Annotated in this window: 31 protein-coding genes; 26 read left to right on the forward strand and 5 right to left on the reverse strand. The window is 62.9% G+C overall.

Annotation, left to right across the window (positions count from 1 at the left end; all coding sequences use genetic code 11):
* Positions 1-16: 16 nt before the first annotated feature.
* The 13 genes from FHW79_RS26605 (at position 17) to FHW79_RS26670 (ending at position 8,657) form a co-directional block, all read left to right on the forward strand.
* Complete coding sequence (locus FHW79_RS26605) at positions 17-553, forward strand: hypothetical protein (protein ID WP_183181699.1); 537 nt, start codon at positions 17-19, stop codon at positions 551-553.
* Positions 554-1,553: 1,000 nt separating this feature from the next.
* The gene (locus FHW79_RS26615; protein ID WP_183181701.1) at positions 1,554-2,369 is read left to right on the forward strand and encodes an EcsC family protein; all 816 of its coding nucleotides are present in this window, start codon (positions 1,554-1,556) and stop codon (positions 2,367-2,369) included.
* 295 nt (positions 2,370-2,664) lie between these two features.
* Complete coding sequence (locus FHW79_RS26620) at positions 2,665-2,976, forward strand: hypothetical protein (RefSeq protein WP_183181702.1); 312 nt, start codon at positions 2,665-2,667, stop codon at positions 2,974-2,976.
* Positions 2,977-3,307: 331 nt separating this feature from the next.
* Positions 3,308-3,784 carry a hypothetical protein gene (locus FHW79_RS26625; RefSeq protein ID WP_183181703.1) on the forward strand — a complete coding sequence of 159 codons (477 nt, stop codon included), beginning with the start codon at positions 3,308-3,310 and terminating at the stop codon, positions 3,782-3,784.
* A 112-nt stretch (positions 3,785-3,896) separates the two neighbouring features.
* Positions 3,897-4,475, forward strand: a complete 579-nt coding sequence (locus FHW79_RS26630) for a hypothetical protein (RefSeq protein ID WP_183181704.1) — start codon at positions 3,897-3,899, stop codon at positions 4,473-4,475.
* A 77-nt stretch (positions 4,476-4,552) separates the two neighbouring features.
* Positions 4,553-5,179 carry a hypothetical protein gene (locus FHW79_RS26635; RefSeq protein ID WP_183181705.1) on the forward strand — a complete coding sequence of 209 codons (627 nt, stop codon included), beginning with the start codon at positions 4,553-4,555 and terminating at the stop codon, positions 5,177-5,179.
* On the forward strand, positions 5,163-5,423 hold the full coding sequence (locus FHW79_RS26640; protein ID WP_183181706.1) for a hypothetical protein: 261 nt from the start codon (positions 5,163-5,165) through the stop codon (positions 5,421-5,423). Before FHW79_RS26635 ends, FHW79_RS26640 begins: the two co-directional genes overlap by 17 nt.
* 96 nt (positions 5,424-5,519) lie before the next feature.
* Complete coding sequence (locus tag FHW79_RS26645) at positions 5,520-6,407, forward strand: hypothetical protein (protein WP_183181707.1); 888 nt, start codon at positions 5,520-5,522, stop codon at positions 6,405-6,407.
* Positions 6,408-6,500: 93 nt separating this feature from the next.
* Positions 6,501-6,998, forward strand: a complete 498-nt coding sequence (locus FHW79_RS26650; protein WP_183181708.1) for a hypothetical protein — start codon at positions 6,501-6,503, stop codon at positions 6,996-6,998.
* An 81-nt stretch (positions 6,999-7,079) separates the two neighbouring features.
* Positions 7,080-7,271, forward strand: coding sequence for a hypothetical protein (locus FHW79_RS26655; protein ID WP_183181709.1), 192 nt, complete (start codon positions 7,080-7,082; stop codon positions 7,269-7,271).
* A gap of 15 nt (positions 7,272-7,286) precedes the next feature.
* Entirely contained in the window at positions 7,287-7,679 is a 393-nt protein-coding gene (locus FHW79_RS26660) for a zinc-finger-containing protein (protein ID WP_183181763.1), read from the forward strand.
* 84 nt (positions 7,680-7,763) lie between these two features.
* Complete coding sequence (locus tag FHW79_RS26665; RefSeq protein WP_183181710.1) at positions 7,764-8,030, forward strand: hypothetical protein; 267 nt, start codon at positions 7,764-7,766, stop codon at positions 8,028-8,030.
* 78 nt (positions 8,031-8,108) lie between these two features.
* A complete protein-coding gene (locus FHW79_RS26670) occupies positions 8,109-8,657 on the forward strand; it encodes a hypothetical protein (protein WP_183181711.1) in 549 nt (182 codons plus the stop codon).
* A 19-nt stretch (positions 8,658-8,676) separates the two neighbouring features.
* Here FHW79_RS26670 and FHW79_RS26675 read toward each other — a convergent pair whose 3' ends face one another.
* On the reverse strand, positions 8,677-9,411 hold the full coding sequence (locus FHW79_RS26675; protein ID WP_183181712.1) for a Crp/Fnr family transcriptional regulator: 735 nt from the start codon (positions 9,409-9,411) through the stop codon (positions 8,677-8,679).
* A gap of 138 nt (positions 9,412-9,549) precedes the next feature.
* Between FHW79_RS26675 and FHW79_RS26680 the strand changes: the two genes are divergently transcribed.
* Both FHW79_RS26680 and FHW79_RS26685 read left to right on the forward strand, forming a co-directional pair.
* Positions 9,550-9,861, forward strand: coding sequence for a ribbon-helix-helix domain-containing protein (locus FHW79_RS26680; protein ID WP_183181713.1), 312 nt, complete (start codon positions 9,550-9,552; stop codon positions 9,859-9,861).
* Between the two features lie 57 nt (positions 9,862-9,918).
* Positions 9,919-10,485: a FlhC family transcriptional regulator gene (locus FHW79_RS26685; protein ID WP_183181714.1), complete on the forward strand. Its 567-nt coding sequence runs from the start codon at positions 9,919-9,921 to the stop codon at positions 10,483-10,485.
* A 43-nt stretch (positions 10,486-10,528) separates the two neighbouring features.
* On the opposite strand, the gene FHW79_RS26690 is transcribed toward FHW79_RS26685, so the two are convergent.
* The 3 genes from FHW79_RS26690 to FHW79_RS26700 are packed head-to-tail and all read right to left on the reverse strand — an operon-like array spanning position 10,529 to position 13,259.
* Positions 10,529-10,834 (reverse strand): hypothetical protein, encoded by a 306-nt coding sequence (locus FHW79_RS26690; protein ID WP_211108501.1) that lies wholly within the window; start codon positions 10,832-10,834, stop codon positions 10,529-10,531.
* 49 nt (positions 10,835-10,883) lie between these two features.
* Positions 10,884-11,171: a hypothetical protein gene (locus tag FHW79_RS26695; RefSeq protein ID WP_211103733.1), complete on the reverse strand. Its 288-nt coding sequence runs from the start codon at positions 11,169-11,171 to the stop codon at positions 10,884-10,886.
* Between the two features lie 54 nt (positions 11,172-11,225).
* Positions 11,226-13,259, reverse strand: a complete 2,034-nt coding sequence (locus tag FHW79_RS26700) for a DNA cytosine methyltransferase (protein WP_348984282.1) — start codon at positions 13,257-13,259, stop codon at positions 11,226-11,228.
* Between the two features lie 152 nt (positions 13,260-13,411).
* On the opposite strand from FHW79_RS26700, the gene FHW79_RS26705 reads away from it, so the two are divergent.
* The 10 genes from FHW79_RS26705 (at position 13,412) to FHW79_RS26750 (ending at position 22,258) form a co-directional block, all read left to right on the forward strand.
* On the forward strand, positions 13,412-14,284 hold the full coding sequence (locus FHW79_RS26705; RefSeq protein ID WP_183181716.1) for a hypothetical protein: 873 nt from the start codon (positions 13,412-13,414) through the stop codon (positions 14,282-14,284).
* A 14-nt stretch (positions 14,285-14,298) separates the two neighbouring features.
* Positions 14,299-15,648, forward strand: coding sequence for a site-specific DNA-methyltransferase (locus FHW79_RS26710; RefSeq protein WP_211108502.1), 1,350 nt, complete (start codon positions 14,299-14,301; stop codon positions 15,646-15,648).
* 276 nt (positions 15,649-15,924) lie between these two features.
* Positions 15,925-16,188, forward strand: coding sequence for a hypothetical protein (locus tag FHW79_RS26715; RefSeq protein ID WP_211108503.1), 264 nt, complete (start codon positions 15,925-15,927; stop codon positions 16,186-16,188).
* A gap of 316 nt (positions 16,189-16,504) precedes the next feature.
* A complete protein-coding gene (locus FHW79_RS26720; RefSeq protein ID WP_183181718.1) occupies positions 16,505-18,487 on the forward strand; it encodes a hypothetical protein in 1,983 nt (660 codons plus the stop codon).
* 10 nt (positions 18,488-18,497) lie between these two features.
* Positions 18,498-19,250, forward strand: a complete 753-nt coding sequence (locus tag FHW79_RS26725) for a hypothetical protein (protein WP_183181719.1) — start codon at positions 18,498-18,500, stop codon at positions 19,248-19,250.
* Positions 19,251-19,298: 48 nt separating this feature from the next.
* Positions 19,299-19,556 carry a hypothetical protein gene (locus tag FHW79_RS26730; RefSeq protein ID WP_183181720.1) on the forward strand — a complete coding sequence of 86 codons (258 nt, stop codon included), beginning with the start codon at positions 19,299-19,301 and terminating at the stop codon, positions 19,554-19,556.
* 209 nt (positions 19,557-19,765) lie between these two features.
* Positions 19,766-20,239, forward strand: a complete 474-nt coding sequence (locus tag FHW79_RS26735; RefSeq protein WP_183181721.1) for a hypothetical protein — start codon at positions 19,766-19,768, stop codon at positions 20,237-20,239.
* 179 nt (positions 20,240-20,418) lie between these two features.
* The gene (locus FHW79_RS26740; RefSeq protein ID WP_183181722.1) at positions 20,419-20,679 is read left to right on the forward strand and encodes a hypothetical protein; all 261 of its coding nucleotides are present in this window, start codon (positions 20,419-20,421) and stop codon (positions 20,677-20,679) included.
* A 28-nt stretch (positions 20,680-20,707) separates the two neighbouring features.
* Positions 20,708-21,673, forward strand: a complete 966-nt coding sequence (locus tag FHW79_RS26745; protein ID WP_183181723.1) for a hypothetical protein — start codon at positions 20,708-20,710, stop codon at positions 21,671-21,673.
* 48 nt (positions 21,674-21,721) lie between these two features.
* Complete coding sequence (locus FHW79_RS26750) at positions 21,722-22,258, forward strand: hypothetical protein (RefSeq protein WP_183181724.1); 537 nt, start codon at positions 21,722-21,724, stop codon at positions 22,256-22,258.
* 97 nt (positions 22,259-22,355) lie between these two features.
* Here the strand turns inward: FHW79_RS26750 and FHW79_RS26755 are convergent, their stop codons facing one another.
* Entirely contained in the window at positions 22,356-22,841 is a 486-nt protein-coding gene (locus FHW79_RS26755; RefSeq protein ID WP_183181725.1) for a MucR family transcriptional regulator, read from the reverse strand.
* Between the two features lie 198 nt (positions 22,842-23,039).
* Between FHW79_RS26755 and FHW79_RS26760 the strand changes: the two genes are divergently transcribed.
* Positions 23,040-24,095: a phosphoadenosine phosphosulfate reductase family protein gene (locus FHW79_RS26760; RefSeq protein ID WP_183181726.1), complete on the forward strand. Its 1,056-nt coding sequence runs from the start codon at positions 23,040-23,042 to the stop codon at positions 24,093-24,095.
* Positions 24,096-24,126: the final 31 nt, after the last annotated feature.

Consider the following 24,126-nt stretch of genomic DNA (forward strand, 5'->3'; position numbering starts at 1 on the left):
AAGGAGCCCAGCGCCCATGATGCAGTGCCAATCAGACACCGCGGAGTTCGATCGCTGGATGACACTGGAGCGCATCGCGCGCAGCGACTTCATGGGACTGCTGTTCGATGGCCTCAAATCGCGCGCCTGGGAGCCGGACACGCTGCAGGAGCTTGCTGTAGCGGCGCTGTGTGGCTTCGGGAATGGTTGCTGCTACTTCCTGGCCAGTGCGGTTGCCACGCCGGCTGGCATGCCAATCGTCGGCTTCCGCCGGCTCGACGGCTCGCTGGTTCATGCTGCCGTGGTAGATTCCGGTACGGGCGAAGCGGCCGACGTGCTGGGGCGCCGGCCGCTGGCAGCACTGCGCACGGAGATGGAGGATGCCGCGGGACCAGTGCGCATGTCGGCGCTTACCTCCATCTGGGATGAGCTGGACCCGGAGGAAGCCCGCATTCTCCAAGAGATCGCCGCCGCCATGCCGTGGATGCCGCGAACGGGTACGTCAGCACCTCCGCTGCCTCAATGGGCGCGCCTGGTGGTCGCCTACGCCACCGCTCGAACGGCACTTCAGTGATTCAGGAAAGAGCCTCCGACGGCGCCGGCCAGCAGCTGGATCGTCGGCGGCCCGGCTGGTCGAACACCGTGCAGATCCACCAAGCAGTTACAGCGGCCGATCTTGCCTCAGTACATCGCGTTATGGTCGCTGCCTGGGTTCCGGTGCCTGCCGTGGCTCCCAGTCGGTTCCTGTTGCCGCCGACGCTGTCAACCAGATATCTCCTTGCCCACTTGCGAAGGGAGGCGGCGGCGAGCGTCCGGCTACATTCGCACGACGATGCGATTCATCTGGAAAAACTGTCTGTTTTGCCGCAATTCCGAGGCTTCGGCTTGGCCCGGGGTTTGTTCAACGCGGCTGTCGCCATTGCCCGAACCAATGGCGTCCCAGCTGTTACGGCTGACGTCTATGCTCGACACCACAGGGCATGGCGACGGTGGGGCGCTCAGGTTGCTGGCGCGCCTGGCTGGGTCAACGGAGTTCCGACCGTGCCCTTGCGTTTCGATGTTCCAAACTGCCCTCTCGGCCAGACCTATGCCGAGACGGATTTTGAGGTCCCGATGCATCAGTCTCCAATTTGGTCTGTTCGTCACGTAGTGACCCGCCTACATGGATGCGATCTCGCTGTGACGTGGCGCTCGGATTTCTGGATATGGGTCGTGACCGTTGCCGGCGAGCAAGTCGCCAGCGGGAGGGCGCGCAGCCAAGCCAGTGCCCAGGATGCTGCCGTACAGGCAGCACGACGCCACGCAGACGATGGTGGCAAGGTGCAGCTCCCATTGTTCTGAGATCGGCTCAGACCAACAGCAGGATTGCCAGCGGGGCGGCGGGGCGTTGCAACTCGGCGGTCGGCGAGCCGAGCAAGTTCCCCGGCGCGCGCCTGCTCTATCAGCAGGCCCTAGACACCGTCGGCGCTAACCAGCTGTCGACTTTCTGACGGTGCTGCGCAGCTTGGAAATGGCGGAACCCGGCATAGGATCGTGTCGTTGTCCAACACCCCCGATCGCGTGGAGGATGTACGATGCCACAAGGCGCCTTGCTTGCCCGCCAGACCAACACCTGCGCTCTGCTCAACGATGATGAGTACGACGCCCTGGTCCGCGCGGCGGACGAGTATCTCGCCGCGCAGGGCGCGCTGATCACCCTGATGTCGACCCTGGGAAGCACGATCGAGCAGGGGCTCGACAGACTGCCGGAAGGCTTCAGGCAGGTGGTGACGGACAAGGTGCGGGAGGCGCTGGAATATGCGCAGCAGGCCGCGCTGAGTGGGATGGACAAGGAGGCCGGACGCGAGGCGTCGCGCCGGTGGTACGGCGCGCTGGCCGCCGTGTCCGGTGGCGTCAGCGGGTTCTTCGGCTTGCCGGCGGTGCTGGTGGAACTGCCGGTCACCACGGTCACCATCCTGCGGTCGATCGCCGACGTCGCCCGCTCGAAAGGCGCAAACCTCGATGATGTCGAGGTGCAGGCCACCTGCGTGGAGGCATTCGCCTACGGGGGCCCCCTCGACGACGACGACGACGCGGACCTCGCGTTCTTCGCCACGCGGGTCGGTGCCGTCGGGCTGGCCACCCGGATGGGCACCATGGAGCTGGCCGACGTCATCACTCGTGTTGCCGTCCGCTACACCGGCGCGGTGGTGCCGAAGGTCGCGCTGCAGGCCGTTCCCATCACCGGCGCCGTCCTGGGTGCCGGGCTGAACTGGTCCTACATGCAATTCTATCAGGCGATGGCGAGCGTCCTGTTCACACTCCGCCCGATCGAGCTGAAGCACGACCGGTACCTGGTGCGATCCTGCTTCGCCTCCATCGTGCGCGAACGGAAAACGGCAAGGGCCTGAGCCGCTCGGTCGCGGTGGTGCTCTGAGCGAGCACTCGGTCCGCCGCCACGTGGATGTCGCCCCCCAGAGGCCTTGATCCGACCGCGGCCTTTACCCTAGGGCAGTAGGGAACGACTAAGCGTCTGGCTCAGCCTGGTATTTCGCCGCGCTGGCGCTGAATGCCACCGGTTTCGATCCAGGGCGAACTGCCTGGAGTGTACCGGAACCTCCCGTGCAGCACGGATGAGGGGCGAGGTCCGAGTGCCTGTCATCCGTGTTGAACACTGGCAAGCAGGCACGGGAGGCCATCATGCGAATGATCAACATCACGATCGTTGCAGCAACGCTGATGTTATCGACCGCCAGCGCTCACGCGGCCCCCATGGATGGGAGGTTTTCCGATGCCGAGCTGGTCTGCTTTCAGAACGGCCGCGTGATCGTGGCGTTGGAGTTCGTGACGGATCTCCAGGTGCAGGAGATGCCCGACGGGCGGAGGTATGTCGGCCGCTGGGCACGTAGCGCCTACGCCACGCCGGAGCACTTCCGGATCGACGTCGGGAACAGCACCACCTGCATTTCTCTCGCCACCGAAAGGGGCTTCTTTTTCAGCAGCTCGCGCCGTCAATAAACCCACTCGGCGCGGCCAAAAGACGCGGAAAAACGCCGTCATTCCGCCCTATCGCGCCCGGTGTCGGCGCGGTACATTGACCGCACTTAGCACCGCTTGCATGTTGCAGCGAGGCAAAGTGACTGGCTTCGGCTGGGGACCTAGTTGGGGTCCTTAAACAACCAGCACGCATGCTGCGGTCCAGCACCGCAGCGCCGGCGGCATCGCCGCCATCAACCCCGTCGGGGAGACTCGCTCCCCAGCCAGGGGAAAATTGCGTCTCCTCGAACGCCCCAGTAGGCCCGCTTCTGGGCCTCAACCCCTCCTATTTTCCAAAGGGAGTTGTGATACCATGTCTGCTGACAGGCTGTTCGATTATGAGAAAACGCTTCGTTCCGGCGGCGCCCCGAAAGCTGAGATTTTTACAAAGGCTATGCGGGAGTTGCTGACGGAGTTCACGCGGGAGAGGGCCGACATGGACGCTGCAGTAGCCGATCTTAGGCAGGGCGTGGACGCTTTAGACCGCAAAATGGGTGCACTGGATACTAAGGTGACCACCTTGGATACCAAGGTGAATGCCTTGGATACAAAGGTGGGAACTCTAGACACTAAGGTGACGGCTCTCGATCATAAAATTGAGATGACGGAGCATCGTGTCAACGCCCGCATTGACCTCTTGGAGGCCAAACTCACTTCCGAGATCCGTTCCATGGGACTGGACCTCATGAAGATTATGAACGGTCAGATCTGGAAAACGATCACTGTTCTCGGGGCAATGATCGGCATCATTTATGCCGTCGAGAAGTTTGTGTTTCGTATGACCTCATAGACCCAACGACTGCACAGAAACCACTACCCCGCGGGGAGGACTTCCTCTCCGCTCAGGGGATGAATCGGCCTCCTCGCTTCCTCATGTCCGATCCCGACATTGGAGAGCGACGATGCAGAGCCTGAGTACGAACCAGCTCAAGCTATATCGAACTGTGCTGAACCGCCGCCTCGGCGCTTTCGGCCGTCTCGGACCCGACGTCACCGCCCATGGATCGGTAACAACCGATCACGGTGATACCATCGCCTGGACCGTTGCCTTCGATCCCCTCACCCGGGAATGGGTGGCTACGGTCGACTGCAGCCTATCGCGTCCCTTCGTGGCCCGAAGCAAGGTCCTGAACTCCCTCCTGGAAGATTTCTGGCTGGAGCTGCACCTCGCTGAACAGGCCGTGAAGTATCATCGCGAGGAGGAGGCGGAAGCCGCTGCTTGCGCCGCCAAGCGCGCCGCCCTGGACGCGGAGATCGCTGCAATCCCCATTCTCGCGATGGACGACCTATTGGCCGGCCATGCGGCAGCGGTGTGCGCGGAGGATGCCGCCTGGGAGCATGTCCACCAGTGGGATTGGCATCCCGCCTACACCGGCGAGGATGATCCTGGAAAAGGGCATTACGAGCACTGTGCTCGTGAGGCATCCCGCCTAGCGGACGCTTACCGGTCCGAGGTGTCAGCGCGCGACACCACGCACTGACACGGCCTCGCGCCGGACTTCGTTCAAGCAACCACACCCCGCAAGGGACATCCGTCCCTGCAGGGGAGGGCTGTCCCTTGCTGCCATTGTTCAACCACAACATCAGCGAGGTCACCCTCATGAAGGCCTGCTTGGAAACCGTATTCGCCCTGGCCCGCATGGCACCGGGGTTTGATGACGCGAACAATCGTGCGGCTGTGGCGCGAGCCGAGCGCTTTGTCACATCGCACGCGGCAGAGCTGGAGCAGCTGGCCACTGGAAGGATGGGTCACCTGTCTGACTCGGCCCGCGGCTTCCAGCCGACCGTCGACACGACTGCCGCCGGTCTGGTTTATCCAGCACCAGGATACATCCGCAGCTTTCTGGACCTTTCGACATCCCACTTGGATGAAGAAGCCCGAACGTACCTGGACCAGGATGGGGAAGGGGTGGTGAGCTACCCGACGACCTACGGCTGGTTCATCTATGTGCCGACCCCCGAGAGCTTAAGGGATTATGCAGTGCCACAGACCCTGCTGAACATCCTTGATCGGGCGCGGCAGTTGGCCTGCGAATACGTGCTCCTCGACTGCGATGCGCTTGAGGACTCTGAACTGCCAACGTTTGACGACGATCCGACCACATCCAAGGACACCGGCACGCCGGCACCCCTGGAGCCCGCGCCCACCGTCGAGAAGGAGAGAACTGATGCTCTCGTTGGATGACAAAGCAGAGCCTCCCGGCTTCACTGCACAGCCCGGTTCACCGGCCTGGGAGGAAGCCTGGGCGGCCCTGATTGCAGAGTTCGGCGACCCGGTCTGCCTGGACGCCATCACCGGCGAGAGCTGGCAGTACCACGGCACCTTCGAGGGGGCTGATGGCTGGAATCATATTTTCCGCCACCGGGTCCTCCCGAGCACGCGCCAACGGACCTATCGCAAGTACCCGGCAACCGCTCCGGTCTCCTGATTGGTTCCAACCTAAGCCGGCGTGACGCGCCGGCACAAACCTCAACCCCAACCGGGAACGCTCCCGGTGGAGGCGTTCCACCTCTAGGAGGAGAACGTGAGCATTCTCAGCTTTCCTGACCGCGGCTCATGGGGCAAAGCGGCGTGGCGTGGCAACTGTTCCGGTTACGTTTATCTGGACCTGTTCCAGCGGCTTCGGCCCAAGGCTTTCGTGGATCCAATGTCGGGCAGCGGAACCTCGATCGAGGTGGCTCGAGAAATGGGGATCGAAGCCTATGGCTTGGATCTGCACTCCGGCTTCAACGCTGTGCGGCACAGCATTTTGCAAGCCGTAGGCAAGCCGGCGGATCTGGTGCTGTCGCACCCACCTTACGGGAGCATGATCGTCTACTCCGGCAACGTCTGGGGTGACGCTCCGCATCCCGACGATCTGTCGCGCTGCAGTTCCGATGACGAGTTTCACGAGAAGATGCAGCTCGTCCTTCTGAACCAGCGCGACGCCACCGCCCCCGGCGGCTACTACGGCACGATCATCGGAGACTGGCGACGGCGGGGGATGTACACCTCCTACCAAGCCGAGATGATTGCCAGAATGCCGCGGGACGAGCTGGCCGCTGTGTTGATCAAGCAACAGCACAACTGTCAGTCAGACGCAAAAGCTTATGGCCGCATGGCTTTGCCATTCATTCTGCACGAGTACATCCTTCTCTGGCAGAAGAAGGCATCATCCATCCTGGTCTTGCTTAGCAATCTCGCACACCAGCAGTATGCTCGATTGAGCGGAACCTGGAAGAATGTCGTGAAAGCGGTCCTTATGCAGCTTGGGGGGCAGGCCCCGCTGTCCAGGCTCTACGAGGCAGTGGCGCAAGCGGCGCCCGACAAGCTGTCGAAGAATCCGCACTGGCAGGCAAAAGTCCGGCAAACCCTCAACCAGAACCGCGAGCTGTTCACGCAGATCGCGGTCGGCGAATGGGCGATAGCCTGACGACGCCCCCAGCGTCTCGACAACCATCAACCCAACCGGGTGCGCTCCCCGGCGGGGGCGCACTCCGTCCCCATCGTCCGAGGAGGTATCGCGATGAAAAAGTTGACCCTGAAGGGCGTTCCCGCCTCATTGGTCATGTTCGACTACCAGGCGATCGGCGGCCCAATGCGGGCCTACTGCGCCGAGTTGTCAGCGCGGAATTGGCTCCAGGCTCACGGCTTTTGGGCTGGCCATCCTGTTCAGATCGAAGAGGTCATTGAATGGGAACGGTCACCTACAGACCGGGCGGCCGACGTGCTGTTCCGTGTTGGAACGCTGGAAGCCAAGTTCCGGGACCTGATCCGGACCGACCTGCCGGTCGGCACCGGCGGCGTCGCCGAGGCAGGGGACCTCCTGCAGCTTGAGCTTGATGGTTATTGGGCTTTCTTCGACCACTCATGCTCAAGCTGGAATGGCTTCTCGGTCACCGGCGCCGGTATGGACGGCCACCGCGGCTTCACGTTGGACCTCGACTTCGCGCGGGCTTGGCTGGATCGCGGACGATGCCGCCTCCGGCTGCACACGCAACGGCTTGCGAAGGCAGCGGCCTGACCAACCATCAGGTCCACAACACCCATTGGGGAGAATCTCCCCAATGGGGCGATCTCCCCTCCGCATCGAGAGGAGAGGAACATGGCAAAGCTCACCGTCTACCAGGACGAAGACCCCCTCGGTCGAGGGGAGTGGTTTGGCTACGTCACAGGTGCCCACGGGCACATCGTCCACAACTTCGGTCCGTTCCCGGCTGAAGAGGCTGCGTGCAGGCATGGCCGCTCCCTGATCGGCCAATCCGCGGATTTGTCCGATGTCCACGTCGAACAGTAAGGTTCCGACGGCTGGCTGCTCTGCTCGTACTGTGGAATGCCAACCGAGCTGCTCGTCGACAGCTCGGAAATTTACGGGAAGAACTACGGCCCCATTTACCGTTGCCCCTTGGGGTGCGGTTGGGTTGGGTGTCATCCCGGCACCCGCAAGGCACTCGGCCGCATTGCCAACCGGCAACTGCGGCTCGCCAAGGCGGCTGCTCACAGCGCGTTTGACGAGCTTTGGAAACGCAAGGCTGTGAGGAAGGGCGGAAGCCCCCGCCATTACGGAGCTGCACGGAAGGCAGGCTACGCCTGGCTACGCGAGCAACTTGGGATCGATCAATCGGTTTGCCACATCGGCTTCATGAACCTGCCGATGTGCCACCGCGTGATGGATCTCTGCTCCCCCTACCTGCGAAAGCGCTGACCGGTCCCGCCGGCAGCGCCCTTCAACCCCACCGGGGCGACAATGCCCCGAGGGGGCATCGTGCGCCTGCTATTGGAGGTCCCCATGCTGAATGAGGAAAACCCCCGCGCCCGTGCGTACGCCATCGTGTTTCTTTACCGCATGCATCGCATTTCATTTCTGCGCGCGATGCGGGAACTGGCTGCGCTCGGCATGCCCGAGCTGAGTGGCAAAGGCTCGTGCCCCGTGGTCGATGCCCTTTATGCGCACTCGCTGGATGCACTCCGCCGGATCATCCGGGAATACGTTCCGGAGCGTAAACCCCAACTGCCCGACACCAGCAAGCTGCTTCGCTTGGCGAAAGCGGCCTGACCATCATCATCCCAATCCCAAGGGGAGCACGCCTCCCCATCGGGAAATGGCGTGCTCTCCGTCCAAGGAGGACTTTCGATGTGCACTCCACAAGAAGCCGTCCGACGTTTCGTCACGTCTGATGGCTTCACCTGCTTCCACCTGGATGGCGTCTGGCGCGATTCGATCATGGCTCGGCTCGTCGATACGAGCTGGGACGGCGGCGACTGCGGCCCGATCGGAGACGACGGCCCGTTGCAGGGCATCCTCGATGTCGTGCAGCCAGTGCTTCACGTCACGTGGATCGACGGCCCGCGCCAAGGCCAGGTGGCGAACATCCCCATGATCGCAGTCCCGCGGTTGGTCAACATCGGTGACCGATGGATCAGCGGCTGGCGACTGGTCGCGGGCGAGGCTCCTTCGTGGGTTACCGAGGTACTCCAGTATGCCCTGAACGAAGGGTCAGCTCTGGAAGGGGCCCGCTTCATCGCCGACGAGATCGGCGACGAACTGGACCGGGGCGACGACCAGCCCAACTTAAAATTCAGGATCGATTACCTGCCGTCCAGGCCCCCTCCGAAGGTCCTGGGCAAGCAGGCAATGCAGGAGGCGCTGGCGTCGGAACAGGACGTCCTGTCAACGCCCTGAGCCTCCCATCGGCCCTTCATCACCCCTGTGGTGGTGAGGGGCCGTCCTTCCTTGCCGCGACACCGTCCACCACCCCACGAAGACCGTCCTCGTTCAGAACGGTCACATAGCCCGCGTCGTAATCGATCAGCCCCTCTGAGGCGAACGCCCGCATCGTTTTGTTCACGTACTCCCGGGTGAGCCCGAGCCTCATCCCCAAAGACGACTGATTTATGGGTTCCCGAATTCGCCGGCCGCCGTCGAAGGGAGTTCCGTTGCTGGCCATGCTCAACAGTGCCATCGCTACCCGCTGCACCCCATTCAATAGGAACATCGTTTCCATGTTGGAACTGACGTAACGGCAGCGTTCGGCCAAGACGGTGGCAAAGCGCAGGCACACCCGCGGGAACTGTTCCAGGTAGCGCAGGAAGTCGTCCCGAAGCACGAGGAACAACTCCGCCTTGGTGTGGGCGCGCACCGTTGCCGTGCGCTCCTTCCCATCCATAACCGCGATGTCGCCGATCACCGATCCGCGCCGAAGGACGTTCAACATGAGGACGTTGCCGTCCCGACCGTTCGCGTACACGCCGAGTTCGCCATCCAGGACGACGTAGAGGCCGTCCGGCAAATCACCGGAATTGAACAGGGTTTCGCCCCGCTTCTTCCGTACGACGGATCCGATCTCGGCCAACGACTGCAGGCTCTGTTCATCCAGCACGGAGAACACGTCGGTCCGGCGCAGCGTCGCCATCTGCATGCCGCTCAGACTGGTCACATCGACTCCTGCTCACACAATCAAAAGTCACACCCGCCGCAACTCTAACCGATAGGTGCAATCGGTGTGAATAGGTTCACACCCTTTCGATTATCGTTTGAGTTATAACGAAATTCGAACAGATATACGACGAAGGCAATGATTCTACCGGTTACCAAATCCAGTCGACGCGTGACGATCCGAGGCGATGCGACCATCATCCAGCTTGAAGATGATTTCTGGTCAGCACTGGACAACATCGCGACCCAAGCTGGCAAGAAAACGCCGGATTTCATCCGGAGCCTCTATGATTTCGCGCAGCCATGCCTTTGCGATGACGTCGATTTCCCGACGTTCCTTCGGGTATACGCTATGCGACACACCACCAACCAGCATGACCTCGACTACGATATCAGTGATCCCGCGAATCGCTCAGTCGATTTTTCTCCCTTCACGCCCGTAATTCTGTAGCTCTGATCACACTTCGCGATCCTTTAGAGCTGCACTTAAGGACAAGGACTGTCGGATATGCAACCCAGCCTCAAGAACACCTCGACGTCGGTGAACGACATGGAGACGTTTGATTTGGCTGCCCGAATGGCATTGCGGCACTTCCCGGTCGCCCTCATTCGCATCCAGACGGGCCTTCCCGCAGAGACGGTGGACGAACTGTACCAACAGGCGCACAACGCGCCTCCGCCGCCGCCTCCGCCCCTTCCGAAGGCGCTTGATCTGATCGCCACACCGGAAGCCGCAGCCCGCGCGACCAGCTTCCTGGCCCACTACCTGCGCCTAGCCGGACCGGCCGCCTATCGTCGGATCGATATCGAGGCGCTGATGTTTGCGCATGACCTTCATCTCGCGGCCCGCGACGACGCCAAGCAGACCGAAACCGTTCTCCGGGCGTGGGTGCTGGCGCGCGAGATGCGCTGCCGCACCCTCACGTTCCAACTCTGCTCCTGTGGTCGGGAATTTCTGGCACACGCGGACCAGAAGCTGCCGGCAGCCTGTCACTTCTGCAGCCCGCGGCCGGCCGTGGCAACGCGCTCGGCCGGCGGCGAGAAAAGCAGCGAGGTACGGCTGGCCAACGGCTGACATACTCGGCGACCGTTCGAAACAGGCCACTGGATACACCGTGTCATCGCCGGTCGGATCGGGGCGTTTGGTAAGCCCACATCCGCCGGCCTGACCAGGCCGGAAGACGATGGTAGAGCGCCGAACACGCAAGTGCCAAGGTGAGCGGATACACCACCGGCTTTCCGTCGCTGCTGCGACGACCGGTTTTGTAGTGCTTGATGGAGTCCACCGACAGTCCCAACGCTTCCGCCGCTTCCTCCCGCGTCCTGTACCCCATGGCATCCATCCAATCGTTGAACGCCTCGGGCGTCATGGCGCCCCAGCCATGCTCAGCGTCGGTACCAGATTCCGGCGGCTTGCTGCTCATGTCGTCTTGTCCTCGGTCTCCCCGACGACGTGCCGGGCCGGCCACAGGTTTACGCCGCCACTTTCAGATCGACAACACGCGAGCGAAGCTCGGCCCTGGTTGGTCGCACAGCGCGGCTAATGTGCAGAGCGTAGACGGCGACAGCTTTCCAGTAGACGGCCAAGGGCCCCTTCTTGCTCGCCCACGACTTATCGGCCCTGACCTTCGCATCCTGGTACAGGTCACGCAGAACCTGCGCGAGAATGAGCCGGACTTCAGGTGGAAGGTCGAGCAGGCGGGCGGTGGCAGGCAGGGCCAGGATCGGGTTTCGGACCTCAGGGCGCGAACTGCGGTTCATCGTCATTTCCTCGTTCATGTTCGGTGGTTAGAGAAGAGGGGGAGGGGACCGCCCTTAGGCGGCCAGCTCCTGCCGGCGGCGCGGCGGGGAGTTTGCCGCCACCAGGACACGGGCCAACTCCGGACACACGCTGTTGCCGATGCGCGCAATCTGCTGCTCCTGGGTCAGCGTCCGGCCGTTGGACGTGCGGTCGATGACGTATTCCGGCGGGAACCCTTGAATGAGCTTCAGTTCCTGGGGGACCAGCATCCTCATCGACAAATCGACGATCTGGAACCACCCGCCATTCACGCGGCACAGGCCAAGAAGGTGCGGCAGATCGGTGGCGGGGCCATCGTAGCCGAGCTGGGCGGCGAGCGCGGTCAGGAAGGCGTCAGGTTCAGCGGGCGGCAGCTTGCGCAGGCCGCGCGTGTTCTTCCAATCAACGCGGGCCAGGAACCGCCGTACGGCGCGAACCTGCTCATGCAGGCGCTTGGGGACCGCGGTCAGAAGGGCGTCTTCGAAGGGAACCACCTCGCCGAGGACGGCAGCACCAACAGGTTCAAGCCGCGTTTGGACGAGCCCTTGGTGCATCCCTGACGCTAGAACCGCGGGCGCCGGCCGGTCGAGGGGCCTGCCGTCCTTGCAGGTGCCCTTCAACACCACAATGTGGGCGCCGTGCAGCCCCTGGGCGTTGCGCGTTTCGGCTGTCCCGGGCGCTTCCTTCGTATCCGGCCCGATGCTGTTACCAGGGAGCCGTTGGAGGGCAGCGAGCACCGGCTGCTGGTGGCTGCCCGTGGTCGTGATGGTGGAGGCGGGGCCTCGCAGGCTGTGCCCGATCTCACCGGTGTTGTGCTGAGCGAGGTAGGCGACATTGGTAGGCCCCCTGTCCGACAGCGGGCGAGCCTGGGCGGTCAGCAGAGCACTCTCGTTCTTGGTGACGATCGTCGGGTGCGGCCCGCGCGGATCGCGAACTTTGATGGAGCGGCTGCCGCGCTGCGTGATCTGGGTTGTCGTCGCCATCACGAGCCCGTGGGCATCGCGGGCTGCGGTGATCGTCTTGGCCGGTTCGGTCGAGGCGAAGCCCCGGAATCCCTTACCGGCGTGGTTGAGCGTAGCGACAAAAGGTTCATGACCGTCGCGCATGGACGAGGCGATCATGAAGCGATGGGTGCCGTGGGCCAGCCGATCCAATGTGGCGTCCACAAGCGGTTTCGTCCGCCCAAAGATGCTCCTGGTCGGCAAGGAGAAGTCAATGCAGGTAGACGCCCAAGTGTAGGGCTTCAACTGGCCCGAGCGCACCTCGTCGGAGCGCGGGTCGCCATGCGTCGGCTCCGGCCAGACGACTGGGAGCCCATCGCGGCGAGCAACGATGAACAGGCGGGTCCGGATTGTCGGAACGCCGTAATGATGGGCTGGCAAGGAGCGGAACTCCAGCTGGTAGCCGAGCCGCTCCAGTTCGCCCTGCCATTGCCGAAAATAGAGCCCTTGAAGCGACTTGACCGGCTCACTCAGACTATCCGGTGCCACAGCAGAGCCATCCGGGAATGGGTACAGGATCGGCTCATCCAGCGTAGGTCCAGCCGTAAGCATTTCAGAAACATTCTCGACGTAAATAACCTTCGGTCGCTGCCATTCTGGCAGTCGTGCCCATTTAATGACAACCCACATCAACCCTCTAATCTTCGGGCTACGAAGTGATTTGCCAGAAGCTTTAGAAAAATGCCGACAATCTGGTGAGGCCCACAGGTTGCGTATACTTCTTCCACGGCATACTATATGTGGTTCCACTTCGTATACGTCGCTATGAAAATGCTCCGTTCTCGGATGGTTAATCTCATGCATGGCAATAGCGGCTGCATCGTGGTTAACCGCTAGATCGACGGGCTTTCCAAGCGCCTGCTCTATTCCTTCAGATGCGCCACCACCTCCCGCGAAGAGGTCAACATCAAGCTCATCGTCAGCTGTGGACTTTAATGACAGTGAAAATTGCCTGCCGTGACTTTCAGTTCGCGGCTGCGCGCGCCGCATTCCGTTGCGACGTTGCGCACGAGACCGGGCAGGCGCTTGAGGGGCACGGAAGGGCAGGGGACGGACGAGCATAGCCATCGACAGAACCTCGGGGGCGGGCAGGAAGGTGCGGGGAATTTTTCCTCGACAGCCCCGCTATACCCCTTGACCTGCGACGAGCGCAAGGGTAATTTTTCCCCGTTGTCCCGCCGAGGCTGAGCCTGCGGCTTTAGCGCAAAGAGGCTTGTATCATGGCCGCTTCCACGCAGTTCTCCCGCATGGTCCCGCCCCCCGTCGCCGGGGAAAATGTCCCCGCGAAGGCTGTGCTTGTCCGTGGCATTCCCCTGCACGTCGCTGACCAGGCGCTGCACGCCATCCACTTCGGCTACTGTCCGGTTTCTTCGACCGGATACTGGTCTCACTATGGGCAGTCGCTTCCGTCCCCTGCCGCGCTTGAGGACATCGCCCGGGAGGCGGACAGGCAGCGGGCTTCCGCGCTTCAGCGGCTGCGTGAAGCGAAGGCGATGTCGCCCAAAGGCCGCACCCTAGACCAGCGGTTTTCGGATTTCGTTTCACTCGAAGGCGCAATCTCCGCCGCCGTCAACCACGCCTACCTCGCGCCGCCGGCAGACCAGGACAGACTGCTGCGGGAGATCGCCACCGCGACGCAGGCGCTGGAGCCCTTCCTGAAGCCGGGACACGCCAAGCCGGCCAACCCCGGCTCGCACTGGACCACCGAGCTGCTGGTCGAACGCGCACAGGCCTACCACGGCCTCTGCGCCCTGACGTGCCGCCTGCTCGCACGGCTGCACCAGCGTGGCAAGGCCGTCGACCTCGCCGCATGGACCGCCTTCGTCAACGCCCTCCCCGGCGGCCCCGGCTTCTCCATGCGCCCGCCCACCGTGCTCTTGAAGCTTCTTGGCCAGGTCGAGGACAAGGAGACCGGCGACAAGAATGACGCGCCGAAGCTGGAGGTGCATAGCGCAGCCGCTCCACGGCCCACCCACGACATCGAGGAGGATCAGGCCGCGCCAAAGATTGACCTCCCTCCGGCGGAGCTGGTGGCCGCCGCCTCCGCACCGGTCTGGGCCGTGGACAAGCGCGGTCAGTTCTCATTGTTCTGAGGAAAGCCCCAGGAATGCCGACACACGACAACAAAGGAGGGCTGGTCAACAGCCCGTCTCCTGGCGCTCTGAAGGCGCGAGTCCGCCGCGTCGAGCGCGGACGCCGGAGCGAGGCCGAGGCCAGCGCCATGACACCCAAGCCCTCGCTGCAGGGACTCATGCAGCTTCCGCTGCTGGAGGAAATCGACACCCTGGGCGGACGAGCCCGACCCGGTGAGCTGTACGAGCGGCTGGCCGCTCGACTGGACGTGCCAGCGCCCCTGCTCGAAGAGACCAGGCAATGCGCCGATGGGCAGACCTACAACGTCTTCCGGCAGGCGGTCAGGTGGGCGCGGCAGACTGCAGTCATGCAAGGCCTCATCCACAATGGCGAACGCGGAATCTGGGAACTGGCCGATCCGGGCTATGCAAAGCTCCAAAAAGCCCGCCGGGGCATAACCGTCCTCGTTTACACCCTGGATGGGGGCCTTGCCCTGTGGGGCCACGCGGAGGATTGCGCGTCGGCCATTGAGCGGGGCTCCTTGAACTTGATCCTGACGTCGCCGCCATATCCTGTCGTCAACCGCGCCTACGGCAAATTGTCCGTCCCTGAGTGGCTGTCCTGGATGAGCCGGCTCACGACGCTTTGGCGCGAGCTCTTGACCGACGATGGCACACTGGCCCTCAACCTCGGCGATGTGTTCGTGGGAGGGACGCCCTGCCTCAGCCCTTACGTTGAGCGTTACACCCTGGACGCCATCGACACGCATGGCATGTTCCTCGCTGGCCGGATGCGCTGGCATAGTCCGACACGCCTCGGGCATATTGAATGGACGGCGAAGCGCCGCGTGCGCCCGCGGAACACGCTGGAGCACATCCTGCTGCTGTCCAAGACCCCACACCCGGATTGGGACACGCGCCGGCTGCCTCCCGAGCCTTACAGCCAGCGGACGATCGACGGCTGGGAAGCCGCGCAGAAGCGGGGACGCAATCGCCGTCCATCGGGCTACGACATCAACGAACAGGCTTTCGCGCCCACCGGCGACGGCCCGCTGCCGGGCAACCTGATCGTCGCCGCCGGCGCTCCCGGCAACGACCGCTACAGCCGCCGCTGCCGCGCCGCCGGCGTCCAGCCGCACCCGGCACGGTTCAGCGAGGAAGTGCCCAAGCGGATCATTCTGCTCACTACGAAGCCCGGCGATATGGTCCACGACCCCATGTGCGGATCCAACACCACCGGCAAGGTCGCGCTGGATCTGGGACGGCGATTCATCGCGTCGGACGTGATGCTCTCCTATGTCGACCAATCTGGCATGCGGTTCGACGACCGTCCCGATTTCCGCCGTCATACCCTCCCCACTGGGGCCGTCAGCGTTGTCACCTAAAGCGTATGCGCCAAGCCTCTGACCACGCTGCCGCCGTCCAGAGCGATAGGGGCATCCCGCACGTGACGTGCGGGTAGGTCCCCTGAGGTGTGGCGCTCACGTCATGACCGGCCGTGCGATCTGGGCGCCGGCACTACGAAAGCGCCATGCACGAATGAACTCGTTAACCTCTGTCGCTGCATCATTGGATTAACACGAAGCAACCTGTGATTGCTCATGTCACCCGAACACAACATTTCTAGAATGGTTAGCCCCACGAAGTATCAGACGGACACGTTGGGCTTCGTCGTTGATAACCGTGGGCGCTGGCTGCGCCTCTGCAGCCATGACGGCACCGTTCGCACGTTTTGGGCGCTGAACGAATTGGATGCGCAGGCCTATGTGACGGCCCTTACGGGCGAAGAATACGGCACCAATGTGCCGGTGACTCCGGAAATCGCCGAACGCTGCGCACCTCCAGAGACGACGGCGAATTACACGCTGGCACGCCGGTGGGAGGCCGAGCGCGACGCGGAGATGCTGAGCCTCGTCAGCCTGTAACATCAAACCCATCCACGCCGGCATGAACCGGCCTCATCTGTGGCGAACATGAGGGACATGCCGGGGACGACCATCACCGCGCCTTATCCGTCGGCGATCTGTGGATCGACCGCAGCGATGCCGTCGCTCACTGTTTAGTTCGGAAGCTGGTAGATCATCACAAACATTTCTCCGTCGTCGCACTTTGACGCTCAATAAATATTGCAAAAACCGCTTAGTATACGTTGATTTTAGCCCGTTACGGGCTTTTACGATTGATGCGCCCTGTACGATATAGTAGGCTCCTGTCATAGAGTCCTCAATCAATGGCGCTGCCATGACCGCTCTTTTCTCGACCGACAAGCTGCTGGACGCCGGTTTCTCCCAGAAGACCGTTGACATGATCGCTGCCGCCTACCACGCAGTGCGCGACCTGATCGAACAGGATGTGCCGTTGGCCGTCGCCGCCAGCTTCGGCAAGGACAGCACGGCGATGCTTGCCATCGCGCTGCTAGCCCACCACGATGCCGTGCGCGAGCATCCGTTGCGCCACCCTCTGACCGTCCTTTCCGCGGACACCGGCATTGAGAACCCTGTTATCCACGCTCACGTAGCGAGCCAGATCTCGATGTTGCAGAGTTACGCTCGCCGGCACGCGATTCCGCTACGGGTGCGTATTGGAAAGCCGACACTGGCCTCGTCCTGGATGACGGCCGTGCTTGGCGGTCGCAAGGTGGTCACCTTCGCGAATTCTTCGCACCGGGATTGCAGTATCGAACTGAAGAAGCGCCCCAACCAACGAGAGCTGCGCAAAATGGTGCCGGAGCTGAAAGCCGAATACGAGCACATGCTCTCTTCCGCTGCACCGTCCGATTTCTTCCGCATCTCGGAGCTTGCCGCCTCGCTGGACCGGGAAAGCGTCATCACTCTCGTCGGGGTCCGCTTCGACGAGTCGACCAGCCGCAGGCACCGTATGCAGGCCCGGGGCGACGTTGCCCGCGTCGTCACCATCGGCGACGACGGCCAGCGGACACTGCCACTGATCGGAGATTTCTCCTCCGACGAGGTCTGGGAGTGCCTTGCCATGGCTGGGGAAGGGCGGGCATTGGAGGCCTACGCCCCGAATTTCGACGACACCCGCGATCTGTACCGCTCGGCCACAGGCGAATGCCCGGTCGTGGCGTCCGAGAAAGCCGCGTCCGCCGCTTGCGGCAGTCGATTTGGTTGTGCGCTTTGCACGGTGTCGGGGGGAACCGACAAGAGCATGGCCATCATGCTACAGGACCCGCAGTACGCCTGGATGAAGCCACTCAACGAGCTGCGCAATTTCCTTGTCGCCACGCAGTACGACCTGGACCGTCGTCGGTGGACGGCCCGCACCACGGATTCGGTGACGGGACACGTCCGCATCCAGGCAGACGTTTACTCCCCCGCCATGGTCCAGGAATTGCTGGGCATCTGCCTGACCATCGACATCCGCGAGAAGGAGCGCGCCGCCGCATTGGATGAGGATCTGTGGGCTCATTATGCCGGCGAGGCCGTGTCGTGGTCCGACCCCTACATGCGCGAGACGGCCGCGGCGGGCAACCCCGACATCGCCTGGGCCACTCGCATGGCAAAGCCGCAGTTCCAGCTCGTCAGCTCGGAACAGGTTCTGGCCATCGACTTTATGTGGGCACGTTACGGCGCGACCGTCCCGTTCGAGGCGCTGCACATCTGGCGCGAAGTGACCAAGCGGGGGGCGCGCTACGAAGTGCCGAGCGTTGAGGCTCCGCAGGATCGCCGCAATCTTCGCATGCCCGAAGGCCGCTGGATCGCGTTGCCGCCCAACGCGCGCATGCTCCATCCTCTCTATGACCCACTCACCACGCTCTACTACGAGCGCCCTGGCCGGGACATGCCCGTGGTGACTGGGCAGACCTGCGTGGAGCATCAGGAAGAGGAGACATTCTCCGTGGATCAGGAAGCGGCCTGGATGATCTTCGAGTTTGAGGTCGATCGCCTGCTCGACCTCTACCATGAGCGAGGCTTTGCGCCGTCCGTCGCCGTGGAATTCTATCTGCGCTTCGGCGCCATCGCTCTTGCCGCTGGCCGCCTCGCCGAACTGGCGAAGACGGTGGATCACGCACAGCGACTGCAAGATGCCGGCTTGGGGCCGGGCACCCCGATTTCGGCGCTGCTAGCCCGGTCGATCTCCGACATCGAACACAACGCACTCAAAGCAACGATGACGATGCCGATAAACGTGGTGCCAGCGCCTCGGCGTCGGTCACAGACCGTCACCACGCAAGGCGACCTCTTTGCCGCTCAAGCTGCCTGAATAACAGAGAATGTCACCCCGCCAGCACGAAAGACGATTGAATTCGTCGTCTTTTGGTGTCGCAAAAGCTGCTAAAAAATGGCTAACCATAAGCCACCGCATTTTGGAGTACCTGACCGTGACCAGACTGCCCACCGTCGCCCTGCGCTCTCTGGCTATCGCCGCCGTGACCATATCCCTGGCAGCCTGCAACACGACCTCCCGGCCGAGCGCCCCGGACCTTGCACAGCAGGCACGCGATGCCCAGCGACGCCTCCTCTCCAGTACCGGCCTTGAAGATATCTTCGAGCAGCCTGTGGTCAGAGGGGCGCCGACGGTGGTCACAAGTCGCGACGCCCAGTTCGGCACATTGGGCATCAGCTACGATCCGCGCTATGTCACTCCGGAGGAGATCACCAAGGCTGGCACGGTCTACTGCGAGAAGCGCAAGCAGGGAGGGCAAGCCATCCTTCTGGAGAACAGCGCCCTCCAGGTGAACGAAAGCAACCGGGCGTCTCGAGACACTATCCAACGGGTGGGTTCCGCCAAGTTCTTCTGCACGAACGGCTCTGCGGCCGACGAAGCCCTGCTCGCCGAATATCAAGGCTCCCGTGCGACGATACTTCAGAAGGAGGAGCAGCGCTCCGCAATGCAACGTTCTGCGCAGCTCCGTGCCAAAATCGAAGAGTCGCAGGCCAACCGTGCCGCCTGGGATGCCATCAAGCGCCGTGATGAACAGCGGGTGAACGGGCCAGCCAGCTACCGCTACGCTCCCACATACTGACGGACGGCCAGTCCCAACACCAGAACCGCCCCTGGAGAAGCAACCGCTATGAGCACTCCCGTCACAACCGACCGCATCTCCCTCGATGTTCCCGATTTCGTCGGCAACACCAAGGGGTGGGATGGTGGGGTGTCGTTTGGGAACCTGGAGATCCTCCAGTTCGCCCATGTTCTGAAGCAGATCGATCCGACCGGCGCCCTCCGCCAGCAGATCGTCGAGGCGCTGAACAACGCTCCTGGCCTGCGCGTCGCCATGATGCACGGGGCGTTCAGCCGCGCGCCGGCGGTTGCTACGGCGGCTGAGTGAGCACCGTAGAGCGGCAAGCAGTGATCACCCCGGCGTCGCGGCATGACGCCGGGCATCCGTGCTTCGACCAGTGAAGCGGCGTGCGACAGCGCTGATTGGCGGTGACCTTCAAGCGCCTACGGAAACGGAGCGGCAACCGGCGAATACGAGTTGATTATTAGCCCGTTACGGGCCTAAAATATATGCGTGCCCGCAGCCCAGAGGCCATTATGAGCATGACGCCCCAGCCTCAAGTCATTGACGCCGCACTTCGCGCTTCTTTTGATGGCCGCGTGCGGTTTCCCGTCAGCGGCACCGAGATCACCGACAAGGCTTTATTGTCCCTGGTCCGCTCCTCCGGTACGCCGGGCTACTCGACGCGCGTGGACGTTGACGGGACAGCAATTCACGCATCGGTCGTCCATTTCGGACCGCGGCTGTGGCTCAACGCGAACTGGAACACCGATGCTCCGACGCTGGAAGGCACCGCTTTCCTGACCGCCGTCCGCCGCGTCTACGGCCTGACGCGCCTAGCCAACGATCCTGGCCTTGAACCCACTGCGGCGCCGGTGAAGTCGCGCGTCGACGCCGTTCCCCTCCCACCCGCGGGGAAGGAACAGGAGACCACTGAGCAACCGTCTGAGCCGCCAGTGCGGGGTCCGATCGGAGGCGGTGGCGGACATCAAGGCTCCCTATTCCTGTGAGGGCAGGGCGGCGGGCACACTGCCCATCCTAATTGCCAAGGACGTGGCGCAGCGCCTTACCTCCTGTATCGCGGCGGAACCGTTCGCAAACCGGGTTCTGCAAACTTGGAACACTCTGACCGACCTTCAATCGACGTCGCCCGCTGGCTGCGCTGGGCACAAAACAAGGACCCCGCCATATGAACACGCGCCTGCCACTCGCTCGCATGAGCGACGTGACCACCCCTCCTCCACACCTGTACAAGCACAATAACGAAGTCTCCGAGATCGTGCGCTCGCTTGTGGAGCTGTGGCCCGGTGGCAACCCTGAAGGCGACCTCAGCGCCGGCCGCACCCATCCCAGCTATAGCCTTGCCCTCCGCGACATTGCCGAAAGGCTTGGCGTGCTTGACGAGCTGCGCGCTGCCTTGCCCGCCCACCAGGGCGTGACGCTGGCTTAGCCCCATCCAGGGAAGGTCCACATCGTCCATGCCGTTCAGCCTTCCGTATAACACCGCTGTCCGTGAGCAGCGTCGCTCGTCCCCGAGCGCACTTGACTTCCTCCCCACCCAGCCCTGGGCGGTTCGAGCGCTGGTCGATCAAATCCTCGGCGCCGACGCCCTCGCCGGTTCTGTAGTCTGCGAACCGGCAGCCGGTGCGGGCGACATCGCTCGGACGCTGTTGGAGTTCACACCGCATGTACGGGTCGCGGATGTGGCGGATTACGGGATCAGAAACATCTATGAGCAACCGATCAGCATTCGCGATTTCCTGAGCTGGACGCCCGATGAAACCGAGGTCCCGGATTGGGTCTGCACGAACCCACCGTTCACCCTCGGAGAGGCATTCATTCACCACGCGCTCCGCTTCGCCCGCCGCGGCGTGGCTGTGATCGTCCGCACCGCCTTTCTCGAAGGGCAGGGCCGCTACGAGCGGCTGTTCAGCCAGTGTCCGCCCGACATTATCGCCGTTCACGCCGAGCGCGTCCCTATGTTCTCAGGGCGGCTGGAAGCCAAAAAAAGCAGCGCGACCTCATATTCGTGGCTGATCTGGTTCCGGAACGGATCTGGCGAGGCCCGTACGCGCTGGATCGCACCGTGCCGCGAACTCCATGAACGTGCGTCGGATTACCATGGTTGGCGCTGGTGCGCTCACGGTGGCCAGCCGCTGCCGCATCTGTCAATCGTTGGCTCCACGGATGTCGAACATGATGTCTCCCAGGCGCTGGCAATCCTGCGCGATCCCGTCCGCGCCGTCATCCATCCCGGACGCCTGCGTGTGGTGTCCAGCCTGGTCGAGACCACGCCCGACTGCCGCGAAAGGGTCCTGGCCCGCATAAGCGTTTGGCACGCTGATACCGATCCGAAGGACGCGCAGGCGAAGCTGGAGCAGGTCCTCGTCGACCATGGGCTCCGGATCGATCCTGTTGGTCTGAACACAATGCTCGCGGCGTGACATGAGCGAATTCGACGTCGCCCTGAGGCGCTGCTGCGGCGCCCCACGATGAACAAGCTGACGCCGCCCCAGATCGTTCAACTCATGCGGATCGACGCCGGCGGCATGCATGGGATGCCCGCCGCTGGCTTCACAGCGTCGGCACCGGAAAAGCGTCTATTGGCGCGCGGGCTTATCCGAACCTGGACAACCAGCGTTCCTGCCGGCATCGGCTCCCTGACCATCAAATTGAGTTTGGCGGCCGTGACCAACGACGGCCACCAGCTGTTCACGGATCTAGGCCTACCGCCGTCCGCCAGCATGGCGAAGTTCATCGGCCGCCGACAGGGATGGTGCAGCACCGAGTACGAGCTGCTGCGGGTCGCCCACCTGAGAGGCTATGTCGAGGTCGTCGAACGGGGTGGTGTTGGCGGCTGCACAAGCCGATGGCGCCGCACGGAGACTGGTAAGGCCGCCCTGATCCTGTTCCACGAACATGAGCGGCTGGTGGCCGAGACAAAGGGCAAGCTGGAAGCCGCGAGCCGGCCTCGGAGAAGAACGCAAGACGTGGCTAATCCACGAACCGGCGCTGGCCAACGACGGTGATGGTCCAGGACGTAGCGTTGTTCGAAGTGGCCGGGACCGCCAGCACCTACTGGGGGACGGCAGCGGCAGGCTAAACCTCTGCCGCCCCACCCCGACCTTACGCGGCCGATTTGCCACGACCACGGCCGCGCCCCGCTGGCTTTGCCGGCGCTACCGTCGCGGGGGTCCGGGCCAGATTCCCGAGCCCCATGCCCTTTGCAATTTCAGACCGAGCCGCCGCGTAGGCGGGCGCCACCATCGGGTACTCCGCCGGCAGATCCCATTTCGCCCGGTATTCAGCGGGTGTGAGGTTGTGCTCAACGCGCAGGTGGCGCTTGAGGAGCTTGTTTTTCTGCCCGCACTCCAGACAGCCGATCGTGTCGTGCGACACCGAGCGCCTGATTGGGACGGCCGGTTGCTGAGGCCCAGCCGGCGTCGGTGGAAGGGCATTTTCGGTGGTGAGTGCTCCGTAGATCGCGCGCACCACCTCAGCGACGCCAGCCACCGCTACGGTATGGTTGCTCAGATACGCGGAGGCAATCTCGGCAGTGATCTGCACGAGGACCGATCGATCCGCGTGGCCTTCATGGTTCTGCTCGGACATTCAAAGTGCCTCCACTGTCGATGCAAGACGGTGATGGATGTCACCAAAAAACACTAAGAACAATATCCACTAGAGCACCAAACAAACCAATAAAAAATCAAATCATCGCACTTTTTTATTGAAACATGCTCTCTGTACGATATATTAAAGCTCATCAGCGCGGCTTTCGCCACCTCCCCACACTCCCGGAGCCCTCCCATGTTCCAGTACACGCTGGACATCTTCTCCGAATCCGCCCCGGCTCCGGCCTCCACACTGGACCCCGTCTCGGTTCCGTTCTTTGAGCCAGACCTCGCTCGCTACGATCACATTCTCGTAGCGTTCAGCGGAGGTAAGGACAGTATAGCAATGGTTCTTGATCTGATAGAACGCGGTGTAGACCCTGAAAAGATTGAGCTTTGGCACCATGACATTGATGGCAGGGAGGATGCCGGCAACTTCATGGATTGGCCAGTGACGGCAGATTACTGCCGAAAGTTCGCCGCAGCGTTCAACCTGCGCATCTATTTCTCCTGGCGCATAGGCGGCTTCAGGCGTGAACTCCTGAAGGACAATGCCATGATCGCTCCGGTGGCCTTCGAAACACCCGATGGCCTGAAGGTGGCCGGCGGCGAGCGCGGCAAGATCGCGACCCGGCGGCGCTGGCCAGCACTCACCCCCGACCTGCGCGTACGCTGGTGCAGTGGTTCCTTGAAAGTGGATGTGATGTCCATAGCAATCAACAATCAAGAGCGGTTCCGGGGCAAGCGCGTCCTGGTGATGACCGGGGAACGGGCGTCCGAGAGCGCGAACCGGGCCAAGTACCTCCCCTTTGAGAACCACCGCTGCAACGCTCCCGGCCAACGCGTCAACCGGACGGTCCATGTCTGGCGGTCCGTGCATGCGTGGAGTGACGAAGAGGTCTGGGCGATCATCCAGCGCTTCGGGGTGGTCGCCCATCCGTGCTACCACCTTGGCTGGGGCCGGGCATCCTGCGCCGGCTGCATCTATGGCTCACCGTCGCAGTGGGCCAGCCTGCGCGTGGCGGCTCCCGAGATGTTCGGCGTGATCTCGGGAATGGAAGGCGAGCTGGGGCACACCATCCAACGGGATGAAACGGTCACCCAGCGCGCCGACCGCGGCCGTGCGTATGACATGGATGCGGAGACCATACGCGTCGCGATGTCCCGCACCTACGACGGGCCGATCCGCGTGGCTCCCGCGGACTGGCGCCTGCCGAAAGGCGCCTACGGTGAGAACGCCGGGCCCTGTTGACCGCAGGGCGCTCTCCTTTTTGTTCGGCCCA

Source organism: Azospirillum sp. OGB3, from assembly GCF_014192915.1.
Taxonomy (GTDB): Bacteria; Pseudomonadota; Alphaproteobacteria; order Azospirillales; family Azospirillaceae; genus Azospirillum.

Coding starts and splice junctions, on each gene's coding strand:
- FHW79_RS26680 (WP_183181713.1), top strand. CDS start 9,550: ATGATTCTACCGGTTACCAAATCCAGTCGACGCGTGACGATCCGAGGC.
- FHW79_RS26605 (WP_183181699.1), top strand. CDS start 17: ATGATGCAGTGCCAATCAGACACCGCGGAGTTCGATCGCTGGATGACA.
- FHW79_RS26745 (WP_183181723.1), top strand. CDS start 20,708: ATGCCGTTCAGCCTTCCGTATAACACCGCTGTCCGTGAGCAGCGTCGC.
- FHW79_RS26705 (WP_183181716.1), top strand. CDS start 13,412: ATGGCCGCTTCCACGCAGTTCTCCCGCATGGTCCCGCCCCCCGTCGCC.
- FHW79_RS26615 (WP_183181701.1), top strand. CDS start 1,554: ATGCCACAAGGCGCCTTGCTTGCCCGCCAGACCAACACCTGCGCTCTG.
- FHW79_RS26700 (WP_348984282.1), bottom strand. CDS start 13,259: ATGGCTATGCTCGTCCGTCCCCTGCCCTTCCGTGCCCCTCAAGCGCCT.
- FHW79_RS26685 (WP_183181714.1), top strand. CDS start 9,919: ATGCAACCCAGCCTCAAGAACACCTCGACGTCGGTGAACGACATGGAG.
- FHW79_RS26725 (WP_183181719.1), top strand. CDS start 18,498: ATGTCACCCCGCCAGCACGAAAGACGATTGAATTCGTCGTCTTTTGGT.
- FHW79_RS26655 (WP_183181709.1), top strand. CDS start 7,080: ATGGCAAAGCTCACCGTCTACCAGGACGAAGACCCCCTCGGTCGAGGG.
- FHW79_RS26690 (WP_211108501.1), bottom strand. CDS start 10,834: ATGAGCAGCAAGCCGCCGGAATCTGGTACCGACGCTGAGCATGGCTGG.
- FHW79_RS26760 (WP_183181726.1), top strand. CDS start 23,040: ATGTTCCAGTACACGCTGGACATCTTCTCCGAATCCGCCCCGGCTCCG.
- FHW79_RS26740 (WP_183181722.1), top strand. CDS start 20,419: ATGAACACGCGCCTGCCACTCGCTCGCATGAGCGACGTGACCACCCCT.
- FHW79_RS26665 (WP_183181710.1), top strand. CDS start 7,764: ATGCTGAATGAGGAAAACCCCCGCGCCCGTGCGTACGCCATCGTGTTT.
- FHW79_RS26695 (WP_211103733.1), bottom strand. CDS start 11,171: ATGAACCGCAGTTCGCGCCCTGAGGTCCGAAACCCGATCCTGGCCCTG.
- FHW79_RS26730 (WP_183181720.1), top strand. CDS start 19,299: ATGAGCACTCCCGTCACAACCGACCGCATCTCCCTCGATGTTCCCGAT.
- FHW79_RS26620 (WP_183181702.1), top strand. CDS start 2,665: ATGATCAACATCACGATCGTTGCAGCAACGCTGATGTTATCGACCGCC.
- FHW79_RS26755 (WP_183181725.1), bottom strand. CDS start 22,841: ATGTCCGAGCAGAACCATGAAGGCCACGCGGATCGATCGGTCCTCGTG.
- FHW79_RS26630 (WP_183181704.1), top strand. CDS start 3,897: ATGCAGAGCCTGAGTACGAACCAGCTCAAGCTATATCGAACTGTGCTG.
- FHW79_RS26640 (WP_183181706.1), top strand. CDS start 5,163: ATGCTCTCGTTGGATGACAAAGCAGAGCCTCCCGGCTTCACTGCACAG.
- FHW79_RS26625 (WP_183181703.1), top strand. CDS start 3,308: ATGTCTGCTGACAGGCTGTTCGATTATGAGAAAACGCTTCGTTCCGGC.
- FHW79_RS26650 (WP_183181708.1), top strand. CDS start 6,501: ATGAAAAAGTTGACCCTGAAGGGCGTTCCCGCCTCATTGGTCATGTTC.
- FHW79_RS26670 (WP_183181711.1), top strand. CDS start 8,109: ATGTGCACTCCACAAGAAGCCGTCCGACGTTTCGTCACGTCTGATGGC.
- FHW79_RS26720 (WP_183181718.1), top strand. CDS start 16,505: ATGACCGCTCTTTTCTCGACCGACAAGCTGCTGGACGCCGGTTTCTCC.
- FHW79_RS26710 (WP_211108502.1), top strand. CDS start 14,299: ATGCCGACACACGACAACAAAGGAGGGCTGGTCAACAGCCCGTCTCCT.
- FHW79_RS26735 (WP_183181721.1), top strand. CDS start 19,766: ATGAGCATGACGCCCCAGCCTCAAGTCATTGACGCCGCACTTCGCGCT.
- FHW79_RS26750 (WP_183181724.1), top strand. CDS start 21,722: ATGAACAAGCTGACGCCGCCCCAGATCGTTCAACTCATGCGGATCGAC.